Genomic DNA, 23,910 nt, shown 5'->3' with positions numbered 1-23,910 from the left:
GGCTTTGATGAAAAGATGCTCGATTTGTAAAAGAAATGTGAAAATCATCCAGCGGAGGAATCCGAATCGCCCGGTTTTCCGCCCGGATACCCGCCGCTTCCGCTTACACGTGCAAACTCCACGTAAAAAGAGGTGCCTTCCCCGGGCCGGCTCTGTACGGTAATCCGGCCGTTCATGGCCTCGACCAGATGCTTCACAATCGTCAGACCGAGTCCGACGCCTTCCGTCGTCCCCCCGCGGGTGCGGTCGACTTTGTGGAACTTCTCCCAGATCCGCTGGGTTTCCTCCGCCGTCATCCCGATCCCCGTATCGCTCACGGTGAGAACCGCTTTGTCCGCTTTCCGCTCCAGCCGGACCTTAACCGTCCCGCCTTCGGGCGTGAATTGTACCGCGTTGTACAGCAAATTGTGCACAATTTGCGCATAGCGGTCGGCGTCGAGGCGGGCGAACAATCCTTCCCCGGCGGGCACGTCAACCTGCTCGGCCAGCTCCAGCCGCTTGCGGGCGAAAATCTCCCGCATCACGTCCAGCACTTCCTCGGTCTCGGCCACCATGTCCACCGGCTTCAGCTCGCGCAGTCCGGCTCCGTTCTGGATGCGGGCCAGATCGAGCAGTTCCTGGACGAGCCGCTCCAGACGGCGGACCTCCGACTCGCAGATCCGGAAGTAGTGGCCGTACTTGTCCGGCTCGATAATCCCGTCCCGCATGGCGGAGATCAGCCCTCTGAGCGAGGTCAGCGGGGAGCGCAGCTCGTGGGAGACCTGGGCCAGGAACTCCTGGCGCGTGCCTTCCCACTCCTGGAGCCGGTCGACCACGCGGTTGAAGCTCTCCGCCAGCTCGCCTACCTCGTCCTTCGAGGTGACAGGCACACGCAGGGACAAGTCTCCCTGCTCGATGGCCGAGGCGAGCTCGTTCATCTGCTTCAGCGGGGCCGTCATCCGGCGCGAAATGAAATAAAGCAGCAGTCCGACGGCCAGCAGCGAGAAGAGGAGCGGCAGCAGGATGATCAGCCGGATGACCGAGATCGTCTGCCGTATTTCCGCCACGGGCACCTGCAGGAAGACGACAATCGTTTCGCCGCCGATCTGGGCCGGCGCATAGTACGTCAGCAGCGTGTCCATCGGGCGCTTGTCGCCCGGCCGCCTCTCGCTCGGCGGCTCGTCGAAGAGGAATCCCGACTTGCCTTCCAGGCCGCTGCCCAGCGATTTTTCCAGGGTCGGCGGCAGCTTGAACGTCTCGTATTCGGTGGACCCGTTCAGAATAACTCCTTTGCCGTCCACGAGAAAAATCCGCCCGTTCACTCCGCGTGCGACGATGCGTGTCGCCATCCGCAGCTCCCGGGTGGACAGGGTTCCTTCCTGGAATGGAGACAGCAGCTTGGTTACCTCCACGTAGCCCTTCTTCAGAAATTCCTGCTTGTCTTTGTAAAAGAAATTTTGGAAATACATGTTCCAGAACAAGGCCAGTCCCACGAAAAACAGCACGCACACGGCAAGGAACAAAAGAAAGACCCGCAGGTACAAACTGCCGAACCGCCCCCGCCAAAACTCCAGAAGGCGCTCAGCCCTTCTCATGCGCCGTCACCTCGAACGAATAGCCGATCCCCCAAAGCGTTTCGATCCGCCATTCGGGTTGGCTGCCCAGCTTTTTGCGCAAATTTTTGACGTGGGCATCCACCGTTCTCGTGCCGCCCGGAAAATCGAACGCCCAGACGCCGGCGAGCAGATCGTCCCGTGAAAACACCCTCCCCGCCCTGCTGGCGAGGAAATAGAGAAGCTCCGTCTCCTTCGGCGTCAAATCGATCCGGCTCCCCTCCAGCTCGACCCGGTAACGGGCGAAGTCGATGGTCAGGGTGCCGATGCGGATCGGCTGGGGCAGCGACGGATCGGTGGGCGCGGCGGCCGTTTCTTCCGGTTTGCTGCGCCGGAGAACCGCTTTGACCCGCGCGATCAGCTCGCTGGGATCGAAGGGCTTCACGAGATAGTCGTCCGCTCCGACATTGAAGCCCTCCAGCTTGTCGAACGCTTCGCCGCGCGCGGTCAGCATAATGACCGGGACGTCGCAGAGCGGCTTGTTCATGGAGCGAATCGAGCGGCACACGTCGAAGCCGGACCCGTCCGGCAGCATCACGTCAAGGATCACGAGCGACGGATTTTGCTCCCGCAGCAGAGGGAGCACCTCCGCCGCGTGATCCACGATCAGCGGCTGGTACCCGGCATGCTCCAGATAGAGGCGGGCCACTTCGGCAATGTACGGCTCGTCGTCGACGACCGCGATTTTGTCCTTCATCGGTCCTCGCCTCCCTTCCGTCGCAGCTTCCTGGCTTCCAGCTGGCGCGCTCTTTCCTCCACGACATCGCTGCGGTCCCGCAGCTTGTGGCGGTCGATCAGCATGAGATTGCCCGCGTCGCTCGCCGCTCCCCAACCGAATCCGCGCAGAGCGCACTCACGCTTGCACGCTTCCAGCAAGGAAGGATCTTCTACGGGAAGGTCCAGATCTGCGTACGGCACCGTATCAAGCTCCGCTTCCCGCACTCTTTGCCGCACCCGGGCAACCAGGTCTTCCCCCGCCATGCCGAGACCTTTCAAATCTTCCTCTTTCAGATAAGAGAGAGAACTGCCCAGCATTTTAACGGCCCCCGCCTTGTTCCCTCTCCGTTGATGGTAGAGGCCGACGGCCACCTGGATCAAACCGACCAACGTTTCCGCATACGGAAGGCCCGGATTTTCTTTCCAGTATTCTTCCAAAATCTCGTGACATTCAAAAAAATCACGGTCCCCGTGAAAATGAACCAAATAATCCAGTACCTCTTTCGGATAACGCTCCATAGTCCGTTTCCCCTCATCCCAAATAATCGCCGACATCATGCCTTCCATTCCATGTTAACCAAAATACGCGGCATCGTCCAACGTCGCCTTAGACGGATATCCCCAGAGATCGGAACATCGCTAAAAAAACTTGCCGGATGCCCGTAAAATTTAAAATTTTATTGGCCGCGCACGTATAAAACCATGCCGAATACGCCCACCCTAATAAAGCTGGAAAAGGGAGGTGAATCCGCATGGCTAAAGATGTTCTGTGTGAAGTGAATTCCTGCAAACACTGGTCCAACGGAAACAAATGCGCGGCCGAATCGATTTATGTCGTGAGCCACCACGGCGGCAATCAGGCCCGTCATTCCGAAGAAACCGACTGCAAAACGTTCGAAACGAAATTGTCCTGATGCTTTCCGGAAAAGAGAGGCCTTTCACGGGCCTCTTTTTTTGTTTTCCTAAAGCCATTGTAACCAATAATGATAATTATTATCAGTGATTGTCGAAATTTTGGGCCTCCCCTAAAATTTTTATAAAAAAGTGAAACCGTCTCCCGCTCCGGCACGTATAACATGTTTGCAGACGAACATCGTTCGCATAATTATTTAAGGGGGACATATATTTTGAAGAAATGGTTGCTTTTAGTTATGGCCTGCATGCTTACGTTTTCGGTGACTATGCCTGGAACCGTCGAGGCCAAGAAGTCGTACAGCTCCACCAAAAAATCGTATACACCGTCCACAACCAATAAATCCAACGATTCAAGCGTGAACAAATCGACACCAAGCAATTCGTCCAAAACGACGTCTACCGCTCCGACTCAAAAACGCGGATTTTTCAGCGGCGGTCTGATGAAAGGCCTTCTGATCGGCGGTCTGGCCGGCATGCTCTTCGGAGGATTGTTCGGCGGCATGGGAATGCTCGGCAACGTACTCGGCTTCATGGTCAACATGCTTGCGATCCTGCTCATCGTAATGGTGATCCGCCGCATTGTCGTCTACTTCATGGACAAGCGTAAAGCCGATAAGCTGAAGGAGAAGCACAACCTGACATGAAACTGACCGAACAGGAAATCACAAACGCGTTATGCGTCAACATGGCGCAGCGCAAACAGCTCCACCCTTCCCAAGTCGAGGTTGTCCTCATGTGGGACGAGGATCTCGGATTCTCGGCGGAAGTATTCGCGGAAGGCCGCAATCAGATTCTGATCGAGGCTAACATTTATGAGGCCATCATGCAGTATCTGAGCCAGCAGCAAATCCGCGTTTTCCGCGATCAGATCCAGCTCGATCTCGAAGACGAAATCGTCGCTTATATCCACGAGTAGACGATGAGATTGGAAAAAGCCTTTTCCGGCAGAGGCCGGGGAGGCTTTTTCTTTTTTATCCCGGAAAACGCAACTAAACGGCCCGGCCGAACGTCAAATAGTAGGAAGATTGATAGAAAGAGGCGTGATAAATGAAAGCAGTGCGTTGGATACTAACAGGAGCCGTCGTCGTCAGTCTTTGCTCCCCCCTGCAGGCTCAGGCGGCGGACAAAACCACGAAATACCGGGTTTACCAGAACAACAAAATCGTAACGGAGCTCTCCGACTACAGTCAGGCCGAGGTCTATGCCAAGCAGTTCAAAAATTCCCACGTCGAAGAAATCTCCACACGCAAGTGGCTTTGGAACAACTTTCCCCGTTATCAGGTGTTTCAATATGATTTTACACAGCCTCAATGGACGTTTCCTACTCTGGACGCGGCCGTTGCTGAAGCCAGACGCTGGGGACATGCGAGCGTGAGAGATTTGCAGAGCGGCGGCTGGGTTTGGAACAACTATCCCAGATACCGTGTTTATCAGGGCGACAACACGCAGTCATCGTGGGATTTCACGACGCTGGCCGACGCGACCGCCGAAGCCCGTAAGTGGAGGCACGCCCATATCATCGACCTGGGCACGAACAAGTGGGTCTGGGACAACATCAGCGCCGCCGACAAAAGCTCGCTCCGTTCCGGAACGCCTGTCTACCGGGTCTATCAGGATACATATTCGCCGCCCGCCTGGAGCTTCGCTTATCTGGAAGACGCGGTCAACGAATCTCTCAAATGGGGAGGTTCCAAAGTCGTCAGAACGACCGACAATGCGGTTGTGCATACGAACGAGGCTTCCTACAAAGTGTATCAGAGCGACAATTTTCTGAGTGAATTCCAATCGCTGGACGCGGCTGCGGCATACGCTTCCCGCTGGGCACACAGCGAAATCTCTTACAACGGCAAAATTATCTGGAGCAATTATCCATATTATCAAGTTTTGCAGAACAATACGCTGATCGGGGATTTTAACACCATTCCCCAAGCGCTGGAGTACGCATCCAAATATTCGAACAGCACGATCCGCACTCTGGACCGCAACGTCATCTGGGATAATCTCCGCAAAATGCAGTACTGGGGCTGGACGGGATCTTCCGCGGCCTCGACCATCCAAGCGCAAGCTTCCGGCACCGTCGGCCTTGATGTGGTATCGCCTACCTACTTCCAGCTCGCGGACGCGAGCGGCAAAGTCGACGACAAATCCGAAGCGGCTACGGTCGACTGGCTCAAAAAACAGGGATTTACCGTGTATCCCCTGATCAACAATCAGTTTAATGCGGAAATGACCTCGGCTTTCCTGGCGAATCCCGCTGCGCAGACCGCCTTCATCCGCCAGATCGTCGACAAAGCCGCCGCTTTGAAAGTGGACGGACTCAATCTCGACTTTGAAAGCCTGAGTGCCAAAGACCGGGCGAGCTACACTGCTTTCGTCAAGCAGTTTGCGGATGCCGCTCACGCGAAAAAATTGAGCGTTTCGATCGATCTGCCACGCGGAAGCATCAAATGGAACGACAAAACCGCGTATGACCATGAGAAACTCGCTTCGTACGTGGATTACATCGCCATCATGGCCTACGACCAATATTGGAAAGGCAGCACGGAGCCGGGCTCCGTATCCGGTCTCCCCTGGGCCGAGCAGGGCGTGATCGAATTCCTGAGCTATGGGATTCCGCGCGACAAGCTGATCATGGGCATCCCCTACTACGTCCGTGACTGGACCCTGGATGCCGCTGGCAAGCCAGTAGAGAACAAGGCGATCCTGCTCAAGGACATCCCCGCGCTCATCACGGCCAAAAAAGCCGTTAAAACGTGGGACAACGAGTTCAAGCAGTACCGGGTCGACTATACCGAAGACGGCAAAAAGCACGTGTTCTGGCTGGAAGACAACGACACGGTCAAGCAGCGCCTGGCTATCGCGCGCAAGTACGACTTAGCCGGCGTCGCCGCCTGGCGTCTCGGCTACGACACCCCGCAGCTGTGGGAAATGATGCTGCAGGAGAAATAGAAAAAGCTGGCACCTTTGGGTGCCAGCTTTTTTTGGGATGGAATTCTTAAAATTCTAGGTGAAAAATCATACACACTCGCTTAATTATGCAAACTACCGTCAATATCTTCAGCAGCTATTATATTAAAGAATTAATAAGAACATCTCATCAATGACTGGTACTTGTGAATCAACAACTAGCTATACCCAGTCTGAATTCATCGAATAAACCAGGGATTTATTCCAATACTTGGAAGTGTTCAGCGGCTTCATGGGTATGAACCGTGAATTTGTTTACGAAAGAATTAAAGGGTACTTTATAATGTAGATAAAGAGTGTGTTATGGAGGGAAACAAATGGTAAGTCATAAATGGGTTTTAATCATTGACGATGAAGATGATTTAGCGCGTCTGATGAAGACAGTTTTACATAAAGAAGGTATTGCAGACGTTGTAACTGCCGGGACCGTTGCGGAGGGTTGGGAAAAGTTTCAGGAGTATAATCCTGAGCTTATTTTGCTAGATATTATGCTGCCAGATGGAGAAGGATATGATTTATGCAGGAAAATTCGGGAAACGTCAAATGCACCGATCTTATTTATGTCTGCAAAGGATGAGGAAATTAATAAGCTTTTAGGACTGGCGATAGGTGGCGATGATTATATTACTAAACCGTTCAGTCCGAAAGAAGTCGCTTATCGGGTAAAAGCACAATTGAGAAGGGCTGGATTTTCAGAGGAAAAAAAGGCTCCGAAAAGTTTGCAAGTTGGCCCCTTTGAGCTTAGTGCCAATGAGACAGAATTAAAAAAGAATGGCGAAGCCGTTGTGCTTACCGCCAAAGAAGTCGGTTTAATGAGCTGTTTTATGCATCATCCGAATCAGATAATAAGCAAAGAAACCTTGTTTGGACAGGTGTGGGGTGAAGATTTTTTGGGTTCCGATAATACAGTGATGGTACATATTCGGCGCTTACGCGAAAAAATTGAGGTAGACCCTTCAAAGCCTTCCTTTTTATTAACGGTTAAAGGGTTAGGTTATAAATTACATACCAAGGGGTGAGACAAGTTGAAATGGAAATTGACACTCCGCTTTTTAAGATCGGTTATGACTATTGTTGTGATCGTTGGTATTGTAAACGCGATTTTGTTCCTTTCCCTATTCTTTATGCAGCTAAAGTATAATATTTTCGGCACTGAAGAAGCGTCTGCAGAAACCTTTAGCCGGACCTTTTCACAATATGTAGAACTACATTCCGGCAAACCGGTTGTGAGCGAAGAAGGCCTCAAAAAACTACAAGATATGAGCGCTTGGGTACAATTCTTGAATAACCATGGGGAGCAAGTATCAGCATTTTATACACCTGAAGAATTGCAAACAGAGTATTCCCCTATTGAAATTGTACAAATGTATAAATATAAAGAATTAGATGCAAGCACGACTGTTTTTGTCAGCAAAGCTCAAAATTTTAGTTACTTTTTAGGGATTAAAAATCCGAAAGTAGCCCGCTACGTAACGACCTATGACTATGCTAAAATTTTTAAGGACGTTAATGTTTTTCTTTCCATTTTTTTTATCGTTGATGTTCTTATTGTAATCATCGTTGGATTTTTATTTGGGAAAAAGTTAACTGCACCACTTCATACCTTAATAGATGGTATTCAACAACTTAGGGAACGACGTTTTAAGAAAATGCCTACTCCCAGAGGCGTTTATGAAGATGTTTTTCGTAATATGAATGAACTATCTGAAAAGCTCGATCGACATGAAGAGGAACGTAAGCGTCTCGACCAAATGCGCGAGGAATGGATTAGCAATGTTTCGCATGACATGAAAACACCACTTGCTTCTATTCAAGGTTATGCAGAATTTATAAACGACAGTGCCACAGATTTAACAGCCCAAGAATTACAGGAATACACATCCATTATCAAGAGTAAATCTATGTATATGAAAGATTTGTTAGATGACCTCAACTTAACAATGCGTTTGCGTAATCACCAGCTATCCCTGCAATTCGAAGATGTGAATCTCGTTCAGTTTCTACGAGAAATGACGATTGAACTTTTAAATGACCTGACATTTGGTGAACGGCAGGTAGAGTTTGAAGCAAATGTGGTTAAAGCCGTGCATAAAGTGGATAAAAAATTACTAAAACGAGCGATCCTTAACTTTATCTACAACGCGCTGGTGCATAACGATAAAAATGTCGTGGTGAAGATTCGAGTGGAAACCATTCATCTAAAATATGGACAAGAGCACCCGTCCGGCAGCCTATCTCCAGGTCCAGAATTTCATACTCAAATTTCGATTTCTGATAATGGCCATGGTATTCCAGCTAAAGATCTGGAACAGGTTTTCGAACGCTACTATCGGGGTACAAATACGGCAAGCAAGCATGGTACTGGGTTAGGAATGGCAATCGCAAGAGACATTATTTGGGCTCATGAGGGGAAACTCGATTTGAAGAGCGTTGAACATATTGGAACCACCATTACTATACTTTTATAATACAATTGCCTTACTTACTCATTAGGCAGAGAAAAGGGCTGTTCTCCACTTCCTTTTTTGGAGACAGCCCTTCTTCAATTTATTAGTTTTTTTGTGCCTTTTGCGGAATATCCTCTAATTTCACTTCATCGTATGAGGATACTTGATCGCCTTTTTTTACATACATTTTCAAGTAGGCTCCTTTACGAAGATTTTTTTGTGCATTAAATTCAAGTGGAATTGTTTTACCTTTGGCATTTGTAGCATCTAGTGTATACGAATAGGAGGTCATCACTGTACCATCGCTCAGTTTATATTCATGGGGTTTCCCGTCCTCTGTTATTTGTAAATAGTAACTTTCGGCATTGAAGCGATTGAAGTCAATTTTAGCTAGAGCAAAGACACCTACAGCTCCTATAACAAACAGAATACCAATAGTAATTAGAAATTTTCTCATCTCAATCATCCTTCTGTTCTATTATTTAGTGTGATAATACGATTGTAAGAAGCTACGGTTAAGAAATAATACAACCCGTAAATCACGGTATAAGCAATCATCCAGAGCAACACAGGTTTTGCTAAATCTATCATCAGTAGACTAGAGAATGCTTTTAAAGCCACTACACTGTGCAATAACCCTACTGCCAACGGCACAACAAAGATAACGAATACCTGTGAAGCAATGGATTTTCTCATTTCTTTTGCACTGACACCCATTTTATGCAGCATATTGTACTGTGATTTATCTTCTTCTGCCTCTGTTAAAACTTTAAAGTAAATGATACTGCCTGTTGCAGCCAGAAATACGAGGCCAAGGAAGCTTCCGATAAAAAGTAGAGAACCCACACTTTCCAAACTTGTTTGGTAATCTTGAGGAGCACTGGAAAATAGCGCTTCTTCAGGTAATTGGTTTGCAATTTTTTTAGATAAATCTACAGAGGCATGATCTACTCCAAGAACACGATAGTATAGCACTTCTCCATCATTTCGCAATACTTTATACTGGTCATCCGAGACTACCACTGTTATACCTGCTGTGCCTCCATTCAATACGGTTTGTGTTTTAAAGCTTTGGAATGTGAGTAGATGGCCGTTTCCTGTTGTTATCGTTTTTCCTGTATATATAGGTGAGAACCTCTTATCATATCCGATATCTAAAATAACCGCGTAGCCATCATTTACATTTAATTTTTCTTTATGTTGTACACTTGCTAATTTGTTGTATGTTTTTTCATCGATAACTGTATATCCTCTTTTATCAGAGCTATCGAATGTTGATGGCGAGTTTAATTCTTTCGTATGAAACGTAATGGATAGTGCTTCGATATTTTCATCGTATTTTGTATCTGATAGTACAGCACTCACTTGTTTATCCATTTCTGCATCTGTTGATTGATACATAAAGGTATTCGGATTAATAGTTTTCGCCGAGTCATTCGTATTGTAATAAAGACTATACACCGCTCCACCAGCAGTTACTGTCGTAGCACTTAACACGGCAATCACAGTTAATGTACGTGCATTCCCACGGATACGATAGAGCAGTTGCGAAATGGTTATTACATGAAGGCCTTTCCACAGCCACTTTTCATTTTTCTTAATCATTGCTAACACAAAGCCAGTCACACTGTGGAACAATAAAAATGTACCCATAATAACCGTTGTTAAAATAATTAATACGGTCATGAGAAATCCAACTTTTTCCCATACCTTAGAAGTAAAAAGGTCCTGCATCGCCAACCAATAGCCCAAGACAATTAGTAATACTCCAAGAACAGCTACTATCATAGATGATTTGGGCGCCACTTCTCCCTTTTTCGAAGCATGAAATAAATCAATCAGCTTAAATTGATAAATCAAACGATAGCCTTGATACGATGTCACTAAGAAAATAACCAGAAATACGATAGCAGTGTTCATCGCTGCCGCCGCTGAAAATGTAAAGGGTGCTACAACGTCATACCCCATTAAATGAATCAAAATCGTCATAAATCCTTTTGAACAAAGGAACCCAAGTACAATCCCTACTACTAAAGAGAATAATCCTAATAATAAATTTTCAAAAAAGAGCATAAAGCCTATTTGACGATTACGTACACCCAGCAACGCATACAATGCCACTTCTTTTTTACGTTTTTTCATAAAAAATGAATTGGAATAGGCTATAAATATGAAAACGAAAAAGATGAGAATGACTGCCGCCCCACTCATTAGTGAACCTAGTTTTTGGGATGAAGCCGTCTGTTCTGCTATCGTATCACTATATTTTAATGTCACAAATGTAAAGTAAATGATGATACTAAACACCATCGATGCAATGTATAAAAAATATTGAGAAAAGTTTCGTGCTATATTTCTTCTTGCTAGACTATATAACGTCATCTACCTCACCTCCAATTGCTGCATGAACATCTAAGATCTCTTGGAAGAAGGCTTTGCGTGTCTGATCACGACGATATATTTCTGTTGAAAATGAACCATCCTTGATGAAAATAATCCGGCGGCAGAAGCTTGCGGCAAACGCATCATGGGTCACCATCATAATGGTCGAATTGTTATTTTCATTTAAAGTACTTAAGCTTTCCAATAAATCTGTTGCTGATTTGGAGTCAAGCGCACCTGTTGGTTCATCAGCCAAAATCAGTGCAGGCTCTGTCACAAGCGCTCTAGCGGCAGCGGTTCTTTGCTTTTGACCACCAGAAATTTGGTAAGGATATTTTTCCAGTAAATCTTCAATACCAAATACTTTAGAGATCTGAGTCACGAGGTGATTGATTTTCTTCGCTGGAATTTTAGCAATCGCCAGAGGAAGCAATATGTTTTCCTTTACAGTCAAAGAATCGAGTAAATTGTAATCTTGGAAGATGAAACCGAGATTATCACGTCGGAAGTCTGCCAAAGCTGCTTCCTTCATGTCATGAATACTCTTGTTCTTCATATAAATCTTCCCTTCAGTTGGAGAATCAATGGTTGCTAACAAATTTAGCAAGGTTGATTTCCCCGCTCCGGAAGGTCCCATAATCCCTACAAACTCACCTGCATGAATGTCAAAAGACACGTTTTCTAACGCTGTGTAAGCAGCACTTAACTTCCCGTACACTTTTTTTATATTTTCTACTTTTAATAATGATTCCATTCATTTCACCTCTTAATTTGCTGATACGTATACTATAGGCTGCTAACCTTACAGCAAATTCATACCAACCTTACAACAAGCTTAAATCCACAAAAAAGGGGTACCCCGTAGCCATTTAAGACTACGGGATACCCCTTTTCTATTGAATAGGATTTAGGTGAGTGTTTTGAGCGGGCGCTCCGTGGGGACTGTCTCGGCAATCTTCTCTAAAAATAACAAAAAGGAATCGCCCTTCTGCATTATTTTTTTCTGGTTGTATATAAATCAGAAGCTTCATCAAAGTAAAAGCGGCGTTTTTCTTTGCCAAACACGACTAATACAATATGGATGAACAACACGATCGTTAAAGTGATAAAGGTCAATCCAGCACCTAGCGTTAAGAATATAGATGCCTTATAAAATGGAGAATCCATTGATATTTCTACGTTATTCAAAGTATTCGCAATTGCTGTTGTGAAGTACATCGCGTAAATAGCACCAAAGCGTTTAAATAATCGCTTGTTTGTCTCCACTTGACTTACTTTACTGTCATAGCGATAGCGCATAATTTTCGTACCGATTGTCGACCCGTTCCAAATCCATGGAATAATAAAAAATGTTACAGAAAGTGTAATTGTACTGGCAATAAATTCACTAACCATATTAACGTTGGTCATACTCAACACTATTTTAACTACCATGTTGCTGATAAATAGATCAATAATAACAGCCAGCAACACAGACATCCCTCTTACTTCATCAAGAGCCAATAATCTTTCTGCTTTCTCATTAATTTTCTTTTTGGATGGGAATAACGCTAACACAGCTGGAGCAATAAAGAAACCCAGTACCCCGCCAGTAGTATTCAACAATAAATCATCCACATCAAAAATACGATAAGGGCAATTATAAATCCCGTAAATGCCGGTTACCTGTGTTACCTCATAAAATAATGTTAATAAGAACGTGATTCCTAGAGCTTTCTTCCAGTATTTCTTGTCTTGAAAAAAGTATCGCAAATAAACACCAAAAGGTAATAATAGCAAGAAATTGAAAAACGCTTGATAGAATGATGGTTGGTTAAATAACAGTCTATAAGTTGCAGGCTGTGATAACACAATACCACTATTCCCAAAGGTGTCCACTATAAATTGAAATGGCAGAAGTGAATAATGTTGTGTACCCGGTTTTTGTAGGGAACAAGTATTGCGTATTTCTGGCAAAGGCAACAATACTAAAAATAACGCGGCTAGAAAGTAAAAGATAAATGAAAATGAAATTAACGTGGTAGAAAATGGCAAAAAAATATATTTTCTATATGTATAAATGAGCCATGGGATAACCAAGGCAAATGTTACAACAACAAAAAAGATCGCTGCCACAAAGATTGGTTGAGTATATGCTGACATTGTTTCTCCCTCCTTTATAGGAACTTTGATATTCTGCCCCTAATTCACTCACTAAATTTATTTAGTATTTATATTTACCATAAAACTGATTCTAATTCAAATGGAGTTGGAACATTTTATCCTATTTAAGGATCCTGTAATGTTGGCATTAATTTAATGTAAGGTTCGCAACTTAGCTGCTCCTGAATAATCCCCTTATTGTTTATACATAAATAAAAAAGCTCCTGCTCACCACATGCAGAAACTTCTACTAGAATTGACTCACGCGAACATCCCATCAATGACAGGTACGTCACTAAGTATTTATAACAGAGACCTTATCTTTTGTCTTGAGTCTCGTAAATTCTTTTCTGACCATGACAACAGTCCAGAGCACAATAATGGCATCAATCGCAAGCGAACCCAAATAAATGCCGGAGACTCCCATCATTTTAGGTAAAATCAGCATGACCGGTATATAGAGAACGAGCTGTCTTGCAATTCCGATAATGGCTGCCGGTTTTCCTTTATTAATAGAAGGGAAAAATGTTATTGCCATAAAAATCATCGACAATAGCGGTAAAATCGCCATGTGAATACGAAAATACATCGATTGTGTTCTCGTAAATACTTGATCCGGCAACATGAAGCCCAGAATCATTTCGGGATCGGCCATGGAAAAGATCCAAAAAGGCAAGGTCAACAGCATGGAGGCAACGGTAAATATTCTGTAGGATTTAATCACGCGCTCATATTGCCCAGCGCCGTAGTTTATACCAATGACCGGCTGCAGTGCGCGCATTAAACCAAAGATCGGCGTAAGTAAAAAAGTAAACACACGATAGAGCCAGCGCCAACCCCAATTAAGGAGCCTAAACCGACACTGATCTGGGTTAGAGGATAGGCTACGGAAACCCCAGCCAGAGCGGTTTCTCCGATATAACGACCTACAAAAACGGCAGCAATGACCGCATTTAATCCATAGAGAACCATGGCAATGATCGCCGGCCATGATAATTGAAGCATGACTTTCCACAGATTTGCATTCAAGATGAATACTGCTGTTTTCCTTTTTCATCTATGGTTGTTGGACTCATATAAAATCCTCCTAACTTGCTAGATACAAAGCGTCCTTATTTGACTCGCCATCCGTCGGATTCTTGCTGCAAGCTCCACAAATCTGCATATAATCCCTTTCTTTCCAACAACTCCATGTGAGTACCTTCTTCAACAAGTTGACCTTGATCGAGTACAAGTATCTTATCCGCATGTTGAACCGTTTTCAATCGATGCGCGATAAGGATGACGGTTTTATCGACGACCAGTTCGTTAATAGCCTTTTGTACAGCTGATTCATTTTCAGGATCAAGTGAAGCGGTTGCTTCGTCGAGCAGCACGATCGACGCGTCTTTCAGCAAGGCACGGGCAATCGATATCCGCTGCTTCTCTCCGCCGGACAGCGTCGAGCCGCCCTCTCCTACCGGCGTATCATAGCCTTGAGGCAATTGAGAGATGAATTCATGGCAACAAGCACGCTTGGCCGCTGCTTCCACTTCTTCTTGAGTAGCGTCCATCTTTCCGATTCGGATGTTGTTGCCGATAGTATCCTGGAATAAATAAACGTCTTGGAACACCATAGAAATATGTTTCAAAAGATCCTCCGGATTTGCATGTCGAATGGATTGACCACCAATCTCGATCGTCCCCTGTTGGATATCCCAAAATCGTGCAATCAAGCGCGTTACCGTACTCTTCCCGCTGCCTGACGGTCCCACCAAAGCCGTAATGGTTTGCGGTTCAATCGTAAATGACAAGTCCCTAATGATAAGTGCATTGTCATCATAGCCAAATATGACCCGGTCAAAAACAATCTGCCCCTGAGGTTGAATGCTTTCTGTCCCCTGCATCGGTTGTTCCTGCTGCACGTCCATGATACGTTGGGCGCTATAGGCCGAATACCGCATTTCTCCATAGTTCATCAACACCACAGTCAGTGGCTCGAATACTCGGGTACCCACCAGCAAGAACAGGAGAAAAACGGGAAGGGAAAGTGTTCCGCCTACCAGCAAGTAGCTGCCGACAAAAATCATGATCGTCATTCCAGAGCGGGTCAGCAGCATCGCTCCCATAATCAAGGGTCCCATAACGCCTTCCAAGCGGATGGACGCACGCATTAACCGATCAAATGAAAGACGCAATCGCTCAAACCGTTTCCCTCCCATATTATGGGCCTTGATCTCGCGTATTCCGGTTAAATACTCCTGCAGCCGGCTGGCGGCTTCATTCTTGGCCTTGACATGAGTTTCGCTTAAACGCGCCTGAAGCGCGTCCGTCAGCCAAAGCAGCAGAACGCCGAACGGAACAGCCACGAACATCGCCAATGCCATTTGCCAATCCAGAAACACAAGTGCCAACAATGCCAGGAGGGGCAGTATGACAGCGCTGATGAGTTGAGGCACATTGTGGGAAATCGTGTGCTCAACTTGCGAGTAGTCACTTAATAATAGGTTGGTAACATCCCCCGGATCACGTTTGCCAAAATATCCCAGCGACAGATGACGAAAATGTTCGGCCAACTTCAGCCGGCCGGATGCAGCCAGGCTATAGGCTGCTTTGTACGACCTGTCGTAAAGTAAGGCGTACGCCCAATAGGACACCATCAGCCAAAAAAACAAAAAGGCGCATACCACCCATAACCGTCCGGTACTCAAGCCCGCCTCCGGTTCCGCAAAGGAGCTATAGATCGTATTAAAAATATCAACAAGCAAAGCTGCCGGAATGACTTTAGAGATCCCATCCAGTAAGGCCGCAAAGGAGGATGGCCATAAGTTTCTGATGTTTCCTCCTGAGATGTTAGTAAAGTAACGGTTCATTAGCCTAAGCCCTCCTTTGCAGCGACTGCATGTGCCGGCGAGTTGTCTTTCGCGCCGAGTCTCCATGAAGCTGCGCTGATATGAGCTTGCCACATCTGCTCATACAGGCCGTTTAATTTCCGCAGTTCGTCATGCGTTCCCCGTTCCGCAATTTCTCCCCGCTTCACGACTAGAATTTGATCTGCCGCGCGAATCGTAGACAGGCGGTGAGCAATGATGAGGACAGTTTTTCCTTTGACCAGCTCGGCCAGACCCCGCTGGATCTTCTTTTCGTTCCCAGCATCCGCATAAGCTGTTGCTTCATCCAAAACGAGGATCGGCGCATTTTTCAGCAATGCACGGGCAATCGCAATCCGCTGCGCCTCTCCGCCGGATAAATAGGTTCCGCCTTCCCCGATTTTGGTATCGTACCCGTACGCCAGCTTCTCGATGAATTCATGGCAGCAGGCCGTCTTCGCAGCTGCGATGACCTCTTCATTGGAAGCGGTCGTATTTCCCATCCGGATATTCGCTTCGATCGTATCATAGAACAGATGCACATCCTGAAACACGAAGGAAACCGTATCCATCAGCTTTTCCGTCCCCATCTCACGAATCGGAACGCCCCCAATCGTAATGTCGCCCTCCTGAACATCCCAGAAACGCAGCAGCAGATTGGCAATGGTCGATTTCCCACCGCCTGAAGGACCGACCAACGCGGTCATCTCGCCCGCTCGCGCAACAAAATGGATACCGTTAAGAACTGGCTTAAAATCCTTGCTTTCTTTGGTTTCATAAGCGAAGGAAACCTGCTTAAAGGCGATATCGTGTGCTGTTGGAACATGGGGAGATACCGGTTCCGTCACCATCGCTTCGGAAAAAATGGCCTCAATACGTTTATTGCCTTCAACAATTTCTCGCATCCCGCTTCCCGCATGCATCATCTTCAATAACGGTACCGATAAGCTCGGTGCAATGATCAGAAACAGAATAAAAGTAATGGCAAACGATTGACTTCCGGAATGAGCATTTCCAAGAAGAATGCCCACAGGTACGATAAAAGTGAACAAAGAACTGACAACAACGAAAAAAAGACTGTACGGCGTCTTGCATAAATCCGTTATTTTTAATGAGATATCACGGTATTTGGCAACGGATTGCTTAAACGTCAGGAAGGATTCGGCCGTAATACCGAATATTTTCACAGCGGGCATTGCACGGACATATTCGACACCGGTTGCATTCATTTCTTCCACGGCGTATTGAAATTCGCGATACGCTGTTTGTCCTCTTTCGCTGGTAAACATACGGGTCTGAAGCCAAAATCCGAATCCGATCGGAATGAGCAGAACCAGCGCCAAGCGCCAATCCAGCCAAAACAAATAGCCCATCAATAAAATCGGTATCATGACCGCACTGACGATATCGGGTAATTGATGGGCAATAAATTTCTCGATTTTTTCGACACTGACCTCGATAATTTTTTTCAATTCGCCCGTAGTCGTTTTCGTATGGTAACCCATTGGCAATTTGGCAACATGCTCCGCCAGACGCACCCGAAGCTGATAGAGAATATTAAACGCAGCGATATGTGAGCACATCCCGCCGATATACAGAGCTACCAAAGCCCCAATACAGGCTATAAACGCGGCGCCCCCCCAATACAGAATAAGCTCCTTGTCTGCGCCCTCAGGACTTTGTGCATGGTTCAACAATTCCTCGACTATCTTATACACCGCGACAAAAGGAACAAGCTGCAACAAGCTGGAAGAGAAGGAGAACACGCTTGCGACCGTCAACAGCCCCTTTTTCTCGCCGGCAATATGCAACAGGCCCGACACTTCGGACTTGAAACTCATCTGCCTACACTCCTTTCCTTTAGGTAGTGAAAAACAAAATCATCCCTGCCCGAAAATCAGGCAAGGACCCAGACCTTCTATGCAAAAAATTGGAGCTATCTATTCGTTGCTTTTATGGTTTTTCAATATTTGCTTTCCGAGTCGGTCGAGCAACTCCATACGACCAATCGCCGTGAAGGAATAATTGTAATTGTCGATATTCGTTATTTTGTAGACATTCCCTTTCTGTACGGCTTTGAGATTGTTCCAAACTTTACTGTCGTTCATTGTGTTTTCGCTGTTCTCCATTAGTATCAAGTTGTCAGGATTGATGGTAGCTAAGGATTCAAGGTTTATTTCCCGCCCTCCCCAGCTTTCGGGTTCCGGAATGCCGTCCGTACGCTTCAATGCTAGATCCGTATAAATAAGCTCAGCAGTTCCGGATGAGGAGTAGATGACAAGATTTTTAGGATAGGTTTCGATTACAGCAAAGGTTTCGTTCCCAAGAACAGATTCTAATTTTTTGCTCCATTCTTCTACCTTTCTGTCATACTCAGACAACCATTTATCCTTCTTCTCTTCTTCTCCAAAAAGATCCGCTAAAAAGGCAAAACGGTTTCTCCACTCGTAATAGGGATATGGCACAATCACTGTCGGGGCAACCTTGGATAGCTGCTCGTACAGATTTTCATTAAATAAGGTTCCCAGAATAATCAAATCCGGTTTAGCGGATACGACCAACTCCAGGCTGATCGGCTCTGCGTACCAACCCAAATTGACTGTATCTGCGCTTAAAAGATTTTTAATCGTTGGAGACAATACGGCTCTATTGCCGAAATCCGTATTTCCTGAAGCGATCGGTTGTATTCCAAGTAACAGAAGCTCCTCCGTCGATCCCGAAAGGTCGGCGATGCGCTTAGGATGGATCGGAATTTTAACCTTGCCGCCCTTGGCATTTTCAACCTCTTTAAATTTTTGTTGACTCTCCCCGTCGCGGGTCGTCTGGTTTCCGCATGCGGTTAATACCAACATGCAGCATAGGATGGCCAAAACTAGTACTCGTTTCATCGTCTCTCCCTTTCATTTATAGATAATGATAATCATTATCAATTGTTTTTTTAAAAAAAGGCCTTGACGATTGCTTCATAGCAACTGTCATGAACCAGTATCCCACTTCCCCCCTTGATCCAGATACCCAAATCGGGAGTAAAAACCACAAATACGGATTTTGTTCTTTCTTAACGGCGAAATTGTCGGAAGTACTCAGAGGGATTGACACCGTATTTTCTTTTGAATTGTTCGGAAAAATGACCTGTCTTCCCGAAACCCGCTGCATAGGCCGCCTCCGTAATCTTCATTCTGCCTTCTTCTAACATGTGGAAGGCGGCTTCCAGCCTTCGGTCGATCACATAAGCATGAACCGGCATGCCAAACAGCAATTTGAATCCTTTTTTTAGTTTGAATTCGTTCAAACATACCCGCTTGGCGAGTGCTCCCAGACCAGGTGGGGAAATCAAATCGCCATCCAGTATGTCTTTGGCGAGATGAAGGCTTGCAACCTCTGTTCTGGACAGACCAAGCGGCGGAGAGGAGGTGTTCTTTTCCAAAATAACTTCGTATAGATAAGAGGCGATTAATTCCAATATTTTTCCTTCCAAGTAAATATGCTTGATATCGCCATGGTAATAGCAGTGAATGATATCATGAACAATGCGTTTCATTCCGGATGTCATTTGGCTGTTATAGAAGAGTCGGGAATCTCCAGATAAAGCGGACGATATTTTGTGTAGCGGAAGATGGTGCAGGGGCCCAATGGACTCCATGTGATTAAGCTTTAGAGAAAGACCTTGAAAGCGACTGTCGACGTCATACTGACATCGATTGCTCGCTTGAATACTGCCAAAAGCGGAGATCTCCCATGGATCGAGTCCAAATTCGCCCTTTCTTCCTTCTACGCTCCAACGGATGCTGTCTCCGAGACAAAATCCAAGGTTTATGTTATTCCCTCCTTCTCTACTGCTCAGGGTCATATTTTTAGTAAAGCGCACGTCGCATATTACTAGGTCTATAGAAGAATACGTACGAATACATTTCCAGTACCCCTTGCCCATCTCTTCAGGCACCTTCACTATCTGTTCAAAAGAGCATGTTCGATACATTTCATTTAGATTAAGTGTGAGTGCGCAGTTCCTATTATCTGCATTCACAATCTCACAATATCGCTCAGCGCTTTCCATAAATTCAACCCCGTTTCTATCAGAAGCCGCCCTTTTCGGAGGACCACATATTTTTGAATGGATGGATATTATCCTTGCAGGAGTTTCCCGATCGCGTTCGCGAATGCTTGTCCCCAACGATTGGAAACTCATCACAAGTAATGATAATCATTATCAATTAATTAATCAATAGCATCCCATGTATCCAGGAACCGGGATGGACATGAAATCGAATGATACATCATCATTGTCTATACCAGTTCCTTGTCTTCCGCAACAAAAAAAAAAAAAAAAACGCAACCTCGGAAATACATCCGAAAATTTACGTTCTTCACAAACTATATTTTATCTCAGTTTAATCATCATGAATTTTAAGTGTCACCGCTAATTAGACAACATCGCCTGATATTGACTCCAAAGCGTGTTATAACGATCGAAGTCGGTTGTGCTGCTGCCGCAGATGGAACGTGTACACTGCCGCTAAAGGCTATCCCTACGGCGGCCACTAAAACAAGAGCTTTAAATTTCCTCACGTTTCGTCCGGACAAGGCTCTCAATTGACGAGAATTACGGAAAATTTCCATACATCATAAAAGAGTTCAGTTTATCACCCTACAGGCGGCTTATTATATCCCCTGTCCCCATAAGGCTGCAACTTCTCCAGCCACCGCTTTTTCAGTTGCTTCCGCTCCCAGCGTATATCTGTAATCTCTGAAGCCTCTTTCTGCTCCAGCACCTCGAAGGCGAAGTTTTCCGCGCCCAGTTCCTTCCAGTCCTTCTGAAGCTGCAAATTGGCAAACCTGCCCATATCCAGCTGGGCCTGCAGCGTGATCCATTTGTTTTTCAGATTGGGATAGGTGTCCACGTATAGTTTACCGTTGGTCTTGTTGAGAATTTGAATAGCGCCCATGTAGGTCTTCACCTGCTTATACTCTTCCAAAAGCTCCTTGCGCTTGGTTTTATCCATGTCTTTCTCTCCTTTCGCCTCTATCTAATCAATACACCTTTACAAATACCGGGCGATAATCCGGACTAACTTAGCAGGCAAATCTGACAGATTCGTGATATCCAAAAATCGCTCGCTTCCATAGATCTGATGTATGACATCCTTATCCTGGCCTATCGCGGCTGCTAGAAAGGTAATTCCTTTGCGTTCATATTCGGCCATGGTCTGCTGCATATCCCGGATGGCGTAGGTTCCGGTATAATCCTCCATCGCTTTGGGCTGCCCGTCGCTTATGCTGATGAGCAATTTGGTCTGCTGCGGGGAGGCGGCTAACCGGTCTGCCATAATTCGCAGAGCCATTCCGTCGCGGTTGTTGCTTCTGGCGCGAATGCCCGTCAGTCTGTACCGGTCGTTGGGATCGGTTTTGTCCAAATCGGTATAGGCGTAAATCGACATTTGTTCCAGCCTGGAAGCATCCGCCGTATCCCCGTAGATCAAGACGGGTATCCGGCAGATTTGGCAGAACTCATAGACGGCTATCACCGCACGCTTTGCGGCTTCCAGCCTCCCGAAAGCGGACATGGATGCCGATTCGTCCACCCTTAAACCGACCACAAGAGAGGGAGAATCGGTTGGAGGAAGTTTTTTGGCAAACGTCCTGAAATCCCGGTACGCAATGCTGTCCGCCTGAAATTTGCTGCCGTAATATTGATACCTCGCAAATTCCGAAGAAGTCTCATGTTCCAGCAGCGGAAGTGTTTTGCGGGCAATTTCCCGGACGACAGGCATAAGTTCCTCACTTAAGCGGGCATATTCCCGTTCGGAATCGTTATCGTAATCCGGACGGTGAACGATAAGCTTCACTTTGTTATGAATGGAACCGGACACGACCTCCCGGGCGTCGCGATTCAGCTTTTTGCGGTAATCCCGTTCCTTTTGCCTGGCTTCCTCAGACTTCGTTTCAAGATTGGCCTGATGATACTTCGGAGCCCCATCCTCTTCCCTGTCTGAAAATTCCGTGGTGGTGGAGTCATCTGAAACCTCGGACGTATTTTCGTCACTATCGGCAGATTTTTTTAAAACGATCCCTGGTTCTTCAAGCTCATCGTCCTGTTCAAATTCCGTGCTGCCAATCGTTCCCTCTGTTTTTAGCTCCGCTTCGTCCGTTATTCTTTTTTTTTTGCTTCGGCATCGACTTGGTGCAGCCCGTTCTGCAGCCCCCGGCTTTTCAACGCTTCTTCCAATAGGCGGATCTCTTCGGAGTCGGTCGTTATTTTGTAGATGACTTTATGGTACAAAGATTCATTGGCTGGAGCGCCGCCGGCAACCGCATCCGCCCAGTAAAAGAAGGAACGCATACCCGCCACGCCTTTAATCGCATGGGCCCGGGCGGTTTTATCCAAAACCACAATGACATCCGCTAAAATATCCAGTACCTTCTCATTCTTGTAACCGGTCTTAGACATGGCCCGTTCTACCATGATTTCTTTGGTCGGCAGGTCCATCTTTTCCGTATGCTGAACTCTGTCGCGCAGGGCTTCGTTTAACGGCCGAGTTCCCGCATAACTGCGGTTGGTTGTGATGACCGCGATGAAATCGGGATGTCTGCGTACGATTTCCGTGGGAAGGTTGATGCTGCCATCCGGCTCCAAGGCGGAGTTGAGCGCCATAAGCACCGCGGCGTCCCGGATAACGGTCGGTTCCTGAATTTCGAGAAGATAGCCGTTGCGATAGGCTCTGACGATTTCGGAAGGGTAAAACCGGTACTCCACCACATCGTCAGGGGAGTTTTGCTCCACCTTGTTCAGCAGCTGCTTCATCGTTAAGGCAGCCTGTTCCCGAGTAACTCCCAGCACGTTCATCACGAGTTCGGCCGCGCTTTGAAAACCGTCGCTGTCATATAAGGCCTTCAAAACGGTTTGTTCCGCCGGCTCCATGTTCTCAACTCGATCCGATGAAATAACCGGCAATATGGCCCCGATAATATCGGATTTATCCATGTCGGCAAAACAGGTCACTTTCGTATAAGGCAGCCCCAAATCAGCCGACAAGGCTTTGGCAAGCTGGGTTTTACCGGAGCCGGCGTCCCCTTCGAGCAAAATAGTGGCGATTTTCATTTCTCCGCGTTTCCAATTGCGCTTGATTTCTTGGCAAATCCGAATTTCCTCTTCGCTAACCTTATGAGAGGCCGGCTTTTTCCAAACCAGTGCTTGTTCCGCATCTGTCAGCTGCCTGTCAGGAGATACGTAGTATTCCTGGTTGACGTTCATCGCTTTTCACCTCTTTATAGGGGGTCAATACCCCATTTCTTCCAATAGCCGGGATAGCACGCGAAGCCGCTCCCCGATCATTTCGCCATCCTCGCTGAGAGCCTGGGCAAACAGCTTAATGTCTTGATCCAGCATGGGATTGTCTTCGCAAACGGACACACTCATCGCATCCCCCTGCAGCCCGATTCGGTCAATCGTAGGGTTCTCGGGATCGTATAATTTCGGAAACCGGTAAGCATCCTGAAAATATAAACTGCTTCTGCAAATCAGAATAGCGAGGTCAAGAACACGGTGCATAGGAAGCTCCTCCGACTGTCTGGACCACTTCTCCCCCGTGTGTCTCCATACTTTGGCCGATATATCGACTTTTCCTCTATCGTTCCATTGGGCCAGCCCCAGGGACAATCCTTTGGCGTCCGTGTTCCGGGCGAGGCGTCCGTCGACCTGCTCGTAATTTTCCGATACGATGACCGGCTTATGTTTTAACGTTGTCGGGATTTTCATAGTTAACACGCTCCAATTAAGTTTCGTTAAATTATGGATTTACTAATTTACTGATTTACTAATTTACTAAATCTAAAGTCATCATACTCTTCTTTCCAAAGTCTGTCAATCGGGGCTAATTGTTCACAAACAAAGGACCACTA

Annotated in this window: 23 protein-coding genes; 6 read left to right on the top strand and 17 right to left on the bottom strand. The window is 46.5% G+C overall.

The genetic code is table 11. The features are described from left to right. Positions 1–44 precede the first annotated feature (44 nt). Genes ABH899_RS09480 through ABH899_RS09470 form a run of 3 tightly spaced genes read right to left on the bottom strand, consistent with a single transcriptional unit; the run spans position 45 to position 2,828 of the window. Positions 45–1,574, bottom strand: coding sequence for a sensor histidine kinase (locus tag ABH899_RS09480; RefSeq protein ID WP_369995772.1), 1,530 nt, complete (start codon positions 1,572–1,574; stop codon positions 45–47). Continuing rightward, a complete protein-coding gene (locus ABH899_RS09475) occupies positions 1,561–2,289 on the bottom strand; it encodes a response regulator transcription factor (RefSeq protein ID WP_369995771.1) in 729 nt (242 codons plus the stop codon). The genes ABH899_RS09480 and ABH899_RS09475 overlap by 14 nt, the downstream gene beginning before the upstream one ends. Beyond that, a complete protein-coding gene (locus tag ABH899_RS09470) occupies positions 2,286–2,828 on the bottom strand; it encodes a DUF309 domain-containing protein (protein ID WP_369995769.1) in 543 nt (180 codons plus the stop codon). Before ABH899_RS09470 ends, ABH899_RS09475 begins: the two co-directional genes overlap by 4 nt. Positions 2,829–3,061: 233 nt before the next feature. Here ABH899_RS09470 and ABH899_RS09465 point away from each other — a divergent pair, with 233 nt between their 5' ends. The 6 genes from ABH899_RS09465 (at position 3,062) to ABH899_RS09440 (ending at position 8,659) form a co-directional block, all read left to right on the top strand. Then, positions 3,062–3,223 carry a DUF1540 domain-containing protein gene (locus ABH899_RS09465; RefSeq protein WP_218229964.1) on the top strand — a complete coding sequence of 54 codons (162 nt, stop codon included), beginning with the start codon at positions 3,062–3,064 and terminating at the stop codon, positions 3,221–3,223. A 213-nt stretch (positions 3,224–3,436) separates the two neighbouring features. Continuing rightward, the gene (locus ABH899_RS09460; protein WP_016424029.1) at positions 3,437–3,868 is read left to right on the top strand and encodes a hypothetical protein; all 432 of its coding nucleotides are present in this window, start codon (positions 3,437–3,439) and stop codon (positions 3,866–3,868) included. Then, positions 3,865–4,140 (top strand): DUF2653 family protein, encoded by a 276-nt coding sequence (locus ABH899_RS09455; protein ID WP_009674362.1) that lies wholly within the window; start codon positions 3,865–3,867, stop codon positions 4,138–4,140. The genes ABH899_RS09460 and ABH899_RS09455 overlap by 4 nt, the downstream gene beginning before the upstream one ends. 131 nt (positions 4,141–4,271) lie before the next feature. Continuing rightward, positions 4,272–6,173 (top strand): glycosyl hydrolase family 18 protein, encoded by a 1,902-nt coding sequence (locus ABH899_RS09450; RefSeq protein WP_369995768.1) that lies wholly within the window; start codon positions 4,272–4,274, stop codon positions 6,171–6,173. 335 nt (positions 6,174–6,508) lie between these two features. Next, entirely contained in the window at positions 6,509–7,210 is a 702-nt protein-coding gene (locus ABH899_RS09445; RefSeq protein WP_369995766.1) for a response regulator transcription factor, read from the top strand. Between the two features lie 6 nt (positions 7,211–7,216). Next, entirely contained in the window at positions 7,217–8,659 is a 1,443-nt protein-coding gene (locus ABH899_RS09440; protein WP_369995765.1) for a sensor histidine kinase, read from the top strand. An 82-nt stretch (positions 8,660–8,741) separates the two neighbouring features. Here the strand turns inward: ABH899_RS09440 and ABH899_RS09435 are convergent, their stop codons facing one another. The 14 genes from ABH899_RS09435 to ABH899_RS09370 form a co-directional block, all read right to left on the bottom strand. Then, positions 8,742–9,095, bottom strand: a complete 354-nt coding sequence (locus ABH899_RS09435; RefSeq protein WP_042228179.1) for a YxeA family protein — start codon at positions 9,093–9,095, stop codon at positions 8,742–8,744. A gap of 5 nt (positions 9,096–9,100) precedes the next feature. After that, on the bottom strand, positions 9,101–11,020 hold the full coding sequence (locus ABH899_RS09430; protein WP_369995764.1) for an FtsX-like permease family protein: 1,920 nt from the start codon (positions 11,018–11,020) through the stop codon (positions 9,101–9,103). Beyond that, on the bottom strand, positions 11,007–11,774 hold the full coding sequence (locus tag ABH899_RS09425) for an ABC transporter ATP-binding protein (RefSeq protein WP_369995763.1): 768 nt from the start codon (positions 11,772–11,774) through the stop codon (positions 11,007–11,009). The genes ABH899_RS09430 and ABH899_RS09425 overlap by 14 nt, the downstream gene beginning before the upstream one ends. Positions 11,775–12,013: 239 nt before the next feature. Then, entirely contained in the window at positions 12,014–13,162 is a 1,149-nt protein-coding gene (locus ABH899_RS09420) for a VanZ family protein (protein ID WP_369995761.1), read from the bottom strand. A gap of 295 nt (positions 13,163–13,457) precedes the next feature. Beyond that, the gene (locus ABH899_RS09415; protein WP_369995760.1) at positions 13,458–13,979 is read right to left on the bottom strand and encodes an MATE family efflux transporter; all 522 of its coding nucleotides are present in this window, start codon (positions 13,977–13,979) and stop codon (positions 13,458–13,460) included. After that, positions 13,943–14,191 carry a hypothetical protein gene (locus tag ABH899_RS09410; protein ID WP_369995758.1) on the bottom strand — a complete coding sequence of 83 codons (249 nt, stop codon included), beginning with the start codon at positions 14,189–14,191 and terminating at the stop codon, positions 13,943–13,945. Before ABH899_RS09410 ends, ABH899_RS09415 begins: the two co-directional genes overlap by 37 nt. A gap of 83 nt (positions 14,192–14,274) precedes the next feature. Continuing rightward, a complete protein-coding gene (locus tag ABH899_RS09405; protein ID WP_369995757.1) occupies positions 14,275–16,014 on the bottom strand; it encodes an ABC transporter ATP-binding protein in 1,740 nt (579 codons plus the stop codon). Further along, positions 16,014–17,852 carry an ABC transporter ATP-binding protein gene (locus tag ABH899_RS09400; protein WP_369995756.1) on the bottom strand — a complete coding sequence of 613 codons (1,839 nt, stop codon included), beginning with the start codon at positions 17,850–17,852 and terminating at the stop codon, positions 16,014–16,016. The genes ABH899_RS09405 and ABH899_RS09400 overlap by 1 nt, the downstream gene beginning before the upstream one ends. Positions 17,853–17,951: 99 nt before the next feature. Next, on the bottom strand, positions 17,952–18,899 hold the full coding sequence (locus ABH899_RS09395; protein WP_369995754.1) for an ABC transporter substrate-binding protein: 948 nt from the start codon (positions 18,897–18,899) through the stop codon (positions 17,952–17,954). A gap of 170 nt (positions 18,900–19,069) precedes the next feature. Beyond that, positions 19,070–20,068, bottom strand: coding sequence for a helix-turn-helix domain-containing protein (locus ABH899_RS09390; RefSeq protein WP_369995753.1), 999 nt, complete (start codon positions 20,066–20,068; stop codon positions 19,070–19,072). A gap of 586 nt (positions 20,069–20,654) precedes the next feature. Further along, a complete protein-coding gene (locus ABH899_RS09385; protein WP_369995751.1) occupies positions 20,655–21,014 on the bottom strand; it encodes a GIY-YIG nuclease family protein in 360 nt (119 codons plus the stop codon). Between the two features lie 39 nt (positions 21,015–21,053). Further along, a complete protein-coding gene (locus ABH899_RS09380) occupies positions 21,054–21,881 on the bottom strand; it encodes a vWA domain-containing protein (RefSeq protein ID WP_369995750.1) in 828 nt (275 codons plus the stop codon). A 278-nt stretch (positions 21,882–22,159) separates the two neighbouring features. Next, the gene (locus ABH899_RS28585) at positions 22,160–23,263 is read right to left on the bottom strand and encodes an AAA family ATPase (protein WP_483312617.1); all 1,104 of its coding nucleotides are present in this window, start codon (positions 23,261–23,263) and stop codon (positions 22,160–22,162) included. A 24-nt stretch (positions 23,264–23,287) separates the two neighbouring features. Beyond that, complete coding sequence (locus ABH899_RS09370) at positions 23,288–23,767, bottom strand: DUF6530 family protein (protein ID WP_369995749.1); 480 nt, start codon at positions 23,765–23,767, stop codon at positions 23,288–23,290. Between the last annotated feature and the right edge of the window lie 143 nt (positions 23,768–23,910).

The organism is Paenibacillus sp. RC84 (assembly GCF_041260495.1).
Classification (GTDB): Bacteria; Bacillota; Bacilli; order Paenibacillales; family NBRC-103111; genus Paenibacillus_F.
This window is presented reverse-complemented; position numbering and strand designations above follow the sequence as displayed.